Here is a 6593-nt window from a genome sequence, read left to right as displayed (position 1 = left end):
CGCCGGGGCTGCGATGGCTGCGACGAGAGCGGAGAGGATCAGTGTGCGGTTCATTGGGTCTTTCCTTTATATGTGCGTTGCGGGCGATATGTGCGTTGCGCCGCGATTGGGTTTTGGTGAGCGGCAGGTCGTTTGTGCCTGCCGATGAGGGAGAATTGGGGCAGATCGTCCTGGAAAGAAACGGGCATTTGGGCCGACCCATATGTGCAAAAATGCGCATCACGCCCGCGTGAGGGGTGTTGCTGTGCGATTTTCCGCCAGCACTCGGAAAAGCCACGTGAAATCAGAGGCTTGGCCCTGTCACACCGCTCACACCCCCGTGACGTTACGAAAGAAACCGCGCGCGCGGGCGAAACCTCGCACCGATCACAAGTTTCGTGAGCGGGACATCAGGCAAAACCACCTGCCACATACGCACGACACCCGCACGATACGCACACCGCAGGACCGGAAAGCCGGGGACAAAGCGAGTCGGAAGGGGGGGAGAATTCGCACCAATGGCGTCTTGGGCTGCCGCTAGACCCTCAGTGTGTGAAAACCAGCGACAAGAGGCCAACCAGGATCAGGCTGAGCGCCCAGACAAGATCGAGGTTGAACCAACTGCGCGATAGAAACTTGAGGCCGAGCCACCGATACACCCCGACTGCAAGCGCGCCGCCCGATGCCATCATTGCCAGTGTATGAAGCACCGCCACGAGGGCGGCGACACCGAGGTTTCCGCTGATCAACATGTCGGCAGCGGCGTGTCCGGAATTGGTCTCGACCGTTTTGCAGATGCCAAGGTAGATCGGCACCAGCATCAACCCGGCTCCGTGCGCCATGGCCGCGAGAAAAGACCAGAGTGCGAGCCTTGAAGGGGGAACACGCGACAGGAACCGCGGATGCCGCCGGTTGACCAGAAGGTACAGCCCCAGCGCGATCACCAGGCACGCGGCCCCGATCTGGATCTCGCGCTGCCATGCCGCCAGTACAAACAGCAGCGAGAACGGAACGAGGATGGTGGCCATCGCGACCAGGTGTCCGATCGCCAGGGCCGCCATCGCCTTGAGCAGGCTGCCTGGCTGTCGGTCCATCAGCGCTGCCGAAACCGCCAGTGGCCACCCCATGCCGGGGTTCACACCGTGATAGATGCCCGAGGCAACGACGGCCCCCCAGAGAGCCGTCGTCGAGGTAAGTGCCTCCACCCGTCAGACTGACGGGTAGCAGAAGCTGTCAGTTGAGCAATCTCCGCCCTCAAGTCGGATTTGATGGCTGCGGTAGCCGTCGGGGAACTCGACCCAGAAATCCTCTGCAAGCGTCAGGCCCCCGTTCTCGCCTACATTTGCCATCACCATCGCCGCGCCACCTTCGCCCGGATAGAACTGGTCATCCCATGTCGAATAGAGGGAGTTGGTCCAGTAGACGCGCTTGCCATCCCGGCTTATCTCGACCATTTGCGGGCCGTAGCCGAAGGCCTTGCCGTTCGGATGCGGGGTTTTTCTGACGATCCCGCCAATCTCCACCTTGCCTGCGAGTGTCGGGTTCATCGGATCCGAAACGTCGTATTGGTGCATCTCGCCGGTGCCCCAGCAAGCAACGTAGAGGAAGCGGTCGTCGAGACTGAGGTCGATGTCCGTGACCAGCGGCGGCACCGCTTCGAACCCTTTCAACAGGTCCGGCAAATCGTCTGCTGCTGCCGGTTGCGGGTCGATGGTGATGACCTTCTTTGCCTCAAACTTTCCGTCCGGATTGCGCCACCACGTGAAGATCGCCCCCTGAAGGTTTGTCGTATCCACGACCACGCCGCAAAACCCGTACTCTTTGGCCGGATCATGGGCCGGGCGGATTTCCAGCGCCATCTGGTGGTTTTCGCCAAGATCGATGCTCTGGATGTTCTTGCGCCCGCGCAGGTCCCAGAAGTGGATCGTGTGTCCGTATTTGTTCGACAGCAGGTCCTCGGCGACGATCCCGTTCTCGAATTGCGGCGGCAGTCCCCATTCGGAGCTGACCATGTAGTCGCGCGGCAAGTTCCACCAGAAGTCGTAATGCTTGTCCTGAATGCCGCGATCCATCTCGTAGCGACCGCGGATCTCGAAGGTCTCGCAGTCCATGATAAAGATTCCGGGTGGGCCATCTGTCCCGCCCGCGCCCCCACCGCCAAGGGTGCTGACATAAATGCCTTCGGGACCACAATGGATCGTATGCGGGCGTGAGTAGCCGGTCTTGGCAAACAACTCTTCGGGTTCGATGATCTTGTGAATCTTCGCCTGCAGCGGCTCCTTTACGTCGATGATGTAGATGCGTGAGGACCGAATGCCCGGGATGATCAGGTATCTGCGTTCCAGGAACGCATGGCCCGTCAGGGGCGACAACGCCGAGGAACAGGCATTCCAGCCAAAATGATGAAACTCGTCGCCTTTGTAGGGCATGATCACCTGGTGCACGATCTGGCCGTAGGTGTCTGAGCCCGGATCAACATCCACAACAGCAAGGCCATCTGGCTGCGATCCGTCGGGACTGAGCATCAGGGTAAAGGCCAGCGTTTCCGCGGGGGCTTCCATGGCCAGCCTTGGTGTCGCGTAAAATGTTGGATCGGGACGTAAGTTCATGGTGAGGTCCTCCCTTAAATGCGGGCGCGCGAATGTGTTTTTATAAAGCGCCTAATTTTGAGGCTGTCACAGCCGGAGATTCTCAGCAAACGATTTGCGAATTCTGGCTCACGAGGTCGGCAAACCCGCCTGAACGTTCGATCATCCGTGACATTACAGGTCTCGCATGGCTCAAGCGGGCTTCGGGCGATCCTTGTGTGCTCTTGGGCCTGACCCGGCGTCAGGTTCTTCGGGTGCGGCACTCACCGGGTCAGGCGTTGCTGCGCACTGTTTTGGGGATTATACAGAAACCGGCTCGGAGCCCCCGGGCCCGGCACGGCCCCGCAGGGCAGGGGCCGGGCGTTGGCGGACACCCGGCGATCGTTGCCCCAGAGTTGCCCCATGTTTGCTGTTCTTCGCCAACCCATGATCCAGTTTTTTGCCTTGGGCGCCGGGCTGTTCGCGCTGTTCTGGTGGGTGGATGATGCGCCACCGCAACCTGATCGCGCGCAATTGGATGTTTCGGTTCAGGATGCGCGCTGGCTGGCTGATCAATTTGCAGCCACGTGGCGGCGTGCCCCAACCGCCGAAGAGCTCGACGCGTTGATCGATACCTTCATCGCGGAGGAGGTTTATGTCCGCGAAGCGCTCGCGCTTGGACTCGACCAGGGCGATGCGATTGTCCGCCGCCGCTTGCGGCAGAAGATGGAGTTCCTGACCGAGGCCGGGGCGGAGGCCGCGATTGCGGACGACGCTGTCCTGCGAACATTCTACGACCAGAACCAGGCACAGTTCACACGACCGGGACAGGTGGGGTTCTCTCAGGTATTGTTGTCCGACGCGTCCGAAGAAACCCTTCGGGCGACCCTCGCCCGATTGCAGGCGGGTGAAGACCCGCGAGCGCTCGGGGCGCGTACGCTCTTGCAGCCTGCCATGCCGCCGAGTTCTGCACAGGCCGTTGATGCCACCTTCGGCGCCGGTTTCTTTGATCAGGTCGCAACTTTGGAAACCGGGATCTGGGCGGGGCCGGTCACGTCCGGGTTTGGAACGCATCTGGTGCGTGTCAACGAAAGCGACCCGGAGACGCTTGTGCCCTTCGAAGAGGTTCGGGACAGGGTTGAGTTGGCGTGGCGCGCCAGTATGGCGCAGGACCTGAGGGCGGCGCGGTATGAAGGACTGGTTTCGCAATACGACATCACCCGCCCGGATCCGGCGATGGTGCTGGGGCAATGACGCGGTTTTTCCGGGCTTTCCTGTTGGCTTTGATGCTACTTTGTCCGGCGCAGCAAGTCGTCGCGCACGCGCTGGAGCCTGGATACCTCGAAGTGGATCCATTGGAAGAGGGGGTTTGGCGCATCACCTTGCGCAAGCCGCAAGTCTCCGGCCGACCTATGGGTATTGATGCAGTGTTGCCCGAGGGCTGTGTGCCGAGGCGAGGGCCGCCGCCGCGGTTTGACGGGCGCGCCTACGTGACCGGTTGGGTCGCAAAGTGTGACCCGGCCCTTTCATCGGCGCCCTTGTTGATCGAAGGACTGGACCAAACGGCCACTGACGTGCTGATCCGCTACACCCCTGAAATCGGGGCTTCTGCCCAGACGTTTCGCCTGACGCCTGCAGCAACAAGCGTCGTTCTTGCAGATGCGCCGGGTTTCTTGACTGTGCTGGTTAGCTATTTCCGTCTTGGCATGGATCACATTCTGGCCGGGATCGATCATTTGCTGTTTGTCCTTGGGCTTCTGTTTCTCGTGTCCGGCACCCGCGCCTTGCTTCTGGCGATCACCGCGTTCACGGTCGCCCACAGCATTACGCTGACGGCAGCCACGCTCGGCGCTGTTTCCCTGCCGATGCCACCGGTGGAGGCGGCAATCGCCCTGTCCATTGTGTTTCTGGCCGCTGAGATTCTGCGCCCCGCGGAAGCGCCCCCGACGCTCATGCAGACCGCGCCGTGGGTGGTGGCGTTTGCCTTCGGTCTTTTGCACGGGTTGGGTTTTGCCAGCGCGCTACGCGAGATCGGTTTGCCGGAAGGCGACATTCCTCTGGCCATGGTGTCGTTCAACGTCGGTGTCGAGGCCGGGCAGATCCTGTTCGTCTGTGTCGTGCTAGCAGCGTATCACTCCGCCAAGACAATCGTGCCCACCTTGGTGGAGCGCAGCCGCCCTGTTGCCTTGCCGGTCTTGGCCTACGCAATCGGTGGGATCGCGGCCTACTGGACCCTTGATCGCGTGGCGGGTTTTTTCGCCTGACCGCGTCGGTGCGGATCAGATCATCACTTGCAGGAAAACAATTGCCATTCCCAGCAGGAACAGCCCGATACGCAGTGGCGCGCCACGCCGCCCGACGATGGACATCGACATCAGTGCCAGTCCAAGGCCGATTTGCAGCGCCGAGACGATAGCGAGGCCAGGGGACTGTTCAAGACCGATCAGGTGCGGATTGGCGATCATGGCAAGCGGGATGATGTAGAGTCCGAAGCCAAGGCTCATCGCCGTCACGGCGACCTTCAGCCAGTTCTCGCCAATCATTCCGGCGGCAATGAACACGGCACCGCAGACCGGTGGCGTTATCGTGGACAGCAAGGCGAACCAGAACACGAAAAGATGCGCTTGCAGCGGCTCCAGTCCAAGTTGGATCAGCGCCGGACCGGCCACGGAAATGCAGATGACGTAGGCCGCGGTCGTCGGGACCTCCATCCCGAGGATCAGGCAGGCCAGAGCGGTCAGCAACAAGGCGGGCCACAACAGCCCACCGGAGCCAGATAGGATCAGGGATGTGATCTTGACCCCAAGTCCGGTGATTGACAGCACGCCGATGATGATTGCCGCACAGACGATGATCGATGCAATCAACGAGACCTGTTGTGCGGCGGTCAGAAGCGCGGTCTCGACCCGCGCGGTCGTTTCTTTCCACGAACCGACGCCGCGAGCGTTGAAGAACAGCAGAACGAACGCGGCAAGAATGGCGATGCACGCGGCGTATTGTGGTGTGACCCGCAGGCCGAACATCCCCCAGAGCAGGATGCCGAAAGGGACTGCAAAAAATGCGCTCGTGATCAGGACCGTCATCAGGGTCGGGCGGTCTTCTGCGGCCAGCCCGGCCAGATCGAACCTGTCGGCGTAGGCGTTCACACCCACCCATACGGCCAGAAAATACAGGATCGCGGGCAAGAGCGCCGCTGCCATGACGGAAGTGTAGGGCACCCCGGTCAATTCCACCATGACGAAGGCCCCGGCCCCCATCAGGGGCGGCATGATCTGCCCGCCGGAGGAGGCAACCGCTTCCACCGCGGCTGCCAGCCTCTTGGGGTAGCCGAGCCGGGTCATCGCCGGAAGCGTGATCGCACCAGTGGAGGCCACGTTGGCCGAGGCTGACCCCGAAATAGACCCGAAGAAAGCCGAGGACAGGACAGACACTTTCGCCGCGCCGCCCTTGAGCCGACCGGCCGCGGCGGACGCGAGGTTCATGAACCCTTGCCCCGCCTCTCCGGCGTTCAGCACGGCACCGAAAATCACGAAGATGGCCACAACGTTGACCGATACCCCGGTCAGGCTGCCCCAAATGCCGCCCTCGGCAATGGTCAGCGTGCCCAGAAAACTGGGCAGCGGCGTGCCGGAATGTCCAAACTCCCCCGGAATATGCTGCCCGAACAGGCCATAGGCCAGGGCGAGGGCTGCCACGCAGGGCAGGGGCCAGCCAATGGCGCGCCGAGCGGCTTCGAGCACGACGCCCAACAGGGTAACTGCGACGGCGACCTGAAAGGGCCCTTCGAGGAACCCGTACTGATCCGACAGGGCGTCGTGGCTCCAGGCTACCCAAAGAGAAGCGCCGACGCCGAGGATCGTCAACACGACCCCGCTGATGCGCTTCACAAAAGACCCGTCCCAGACAAGCAATATCCACGGCAAGGCCAGCGCCAGATGCAGCGGACGGCTCACGAGGTTCGGCACCAGTCCCGAGAAAATCAGGCCGAGATGAAACACCACGAGCACGAGCGCCGCCGTGACACGGATCAATCGCATAAGTGGACTT

Annotated in this window: 5 protein-coding genes; 2 read left to right on the top strand and 3 right to left on the bottom strand. The window is 61.7% G+C overall.

Annotation, left to right across the window (positions count from 1 at the left end):
• Positions 1-524: 524 nt before the first annotated feature.
• Together ACP15N_RS16550 and ACP15N_RS16545 are read right to left on the bottom strand one after the other, a co-directional pair.
• On the bottom strand, positions 525-1184 hold the full coding sequence (locus tag ACP15N_RS16550; RefSeq protein ID WP_425093442.1) for a hypothetical protein: 660 nt from the start codon (positions 1182-1184) through the stop codon (positions 525-527).
• 3 nt (positions 1185-1187) lie between these two features.
• Complete coding sequence (locus ACP15N_RS16545) at positions 1188-2588, bottom strand: selenium-binding protein SBP56-related protein (RefSeq protein ID WP_425093441.1); 1401 nt, start codon at positions 2586-2588, stop codon at positions 1188-1190.
• Between the two features lie 405 nt (positions 2589-2993).
• On the opposite strand from ACP15N_RS16545, the gene ACP15N_RS16540 reads away from it, so the two are divergent.
• Both ACP15N_RS16540 and ACP15N_RS16535 read left to right on the top strand, forming a co-directional pair.
• Complete coding sequence (locus tag ACP15N_RS16540; RefSeq protein ID WP_425093440.1) at positions 2994-3800, top strand: peptidyl-prolyl cis-trans isomerase; 807 nt, start codon at positions 2994-2996, stop codon at positions 3798-3800.
• Positions 3797-4810, top strand: coding sequence for a HupE/UreJ family protein (locus ACP15N_RS16535; RefSeq protein WP_425093439.1), 1014 nt, complete (start codon positions 3797-3799; stop codon positions 4808-4810). Before ACP15N_RS16540 ends, ACP15N_RS16535 begins: the two co-directional genes overlap by 4 nt.
• Before the next feature lie 15 nt (positions 4811-4825).
• Here ACP15N_RS16535 and ACP15N_RS16530 read toward each other — a convergent pair whose 3' ends face one another.
• Positions 4826-6583 (bottom strand): TRAP transporter permease, encoded by a 1758-nt coding sequence (locus ACP15N_RS16530; RefSeq protein WP_425093438.1) that lies wholly within the window; start codon positions 6581-6583, stop codon positions 4826-4828.
• Between the last annotated feature and the right edge of the window lie 10 nt (positions 6584-6593).

This window comes from Tropicimonas sp. S265A (genome assembly GCF_049800835.1).
GTDB lineage: Bacteria > Pseudomonadota > Alphaproteobacteria > Rhodobacterales > Rhodobacteraceae > Dinoroseobacter.
Note: the sequence above shows the minus strand (reverse complement) of the source record. Positions and strands in the feature narration are given on the sequence as shown.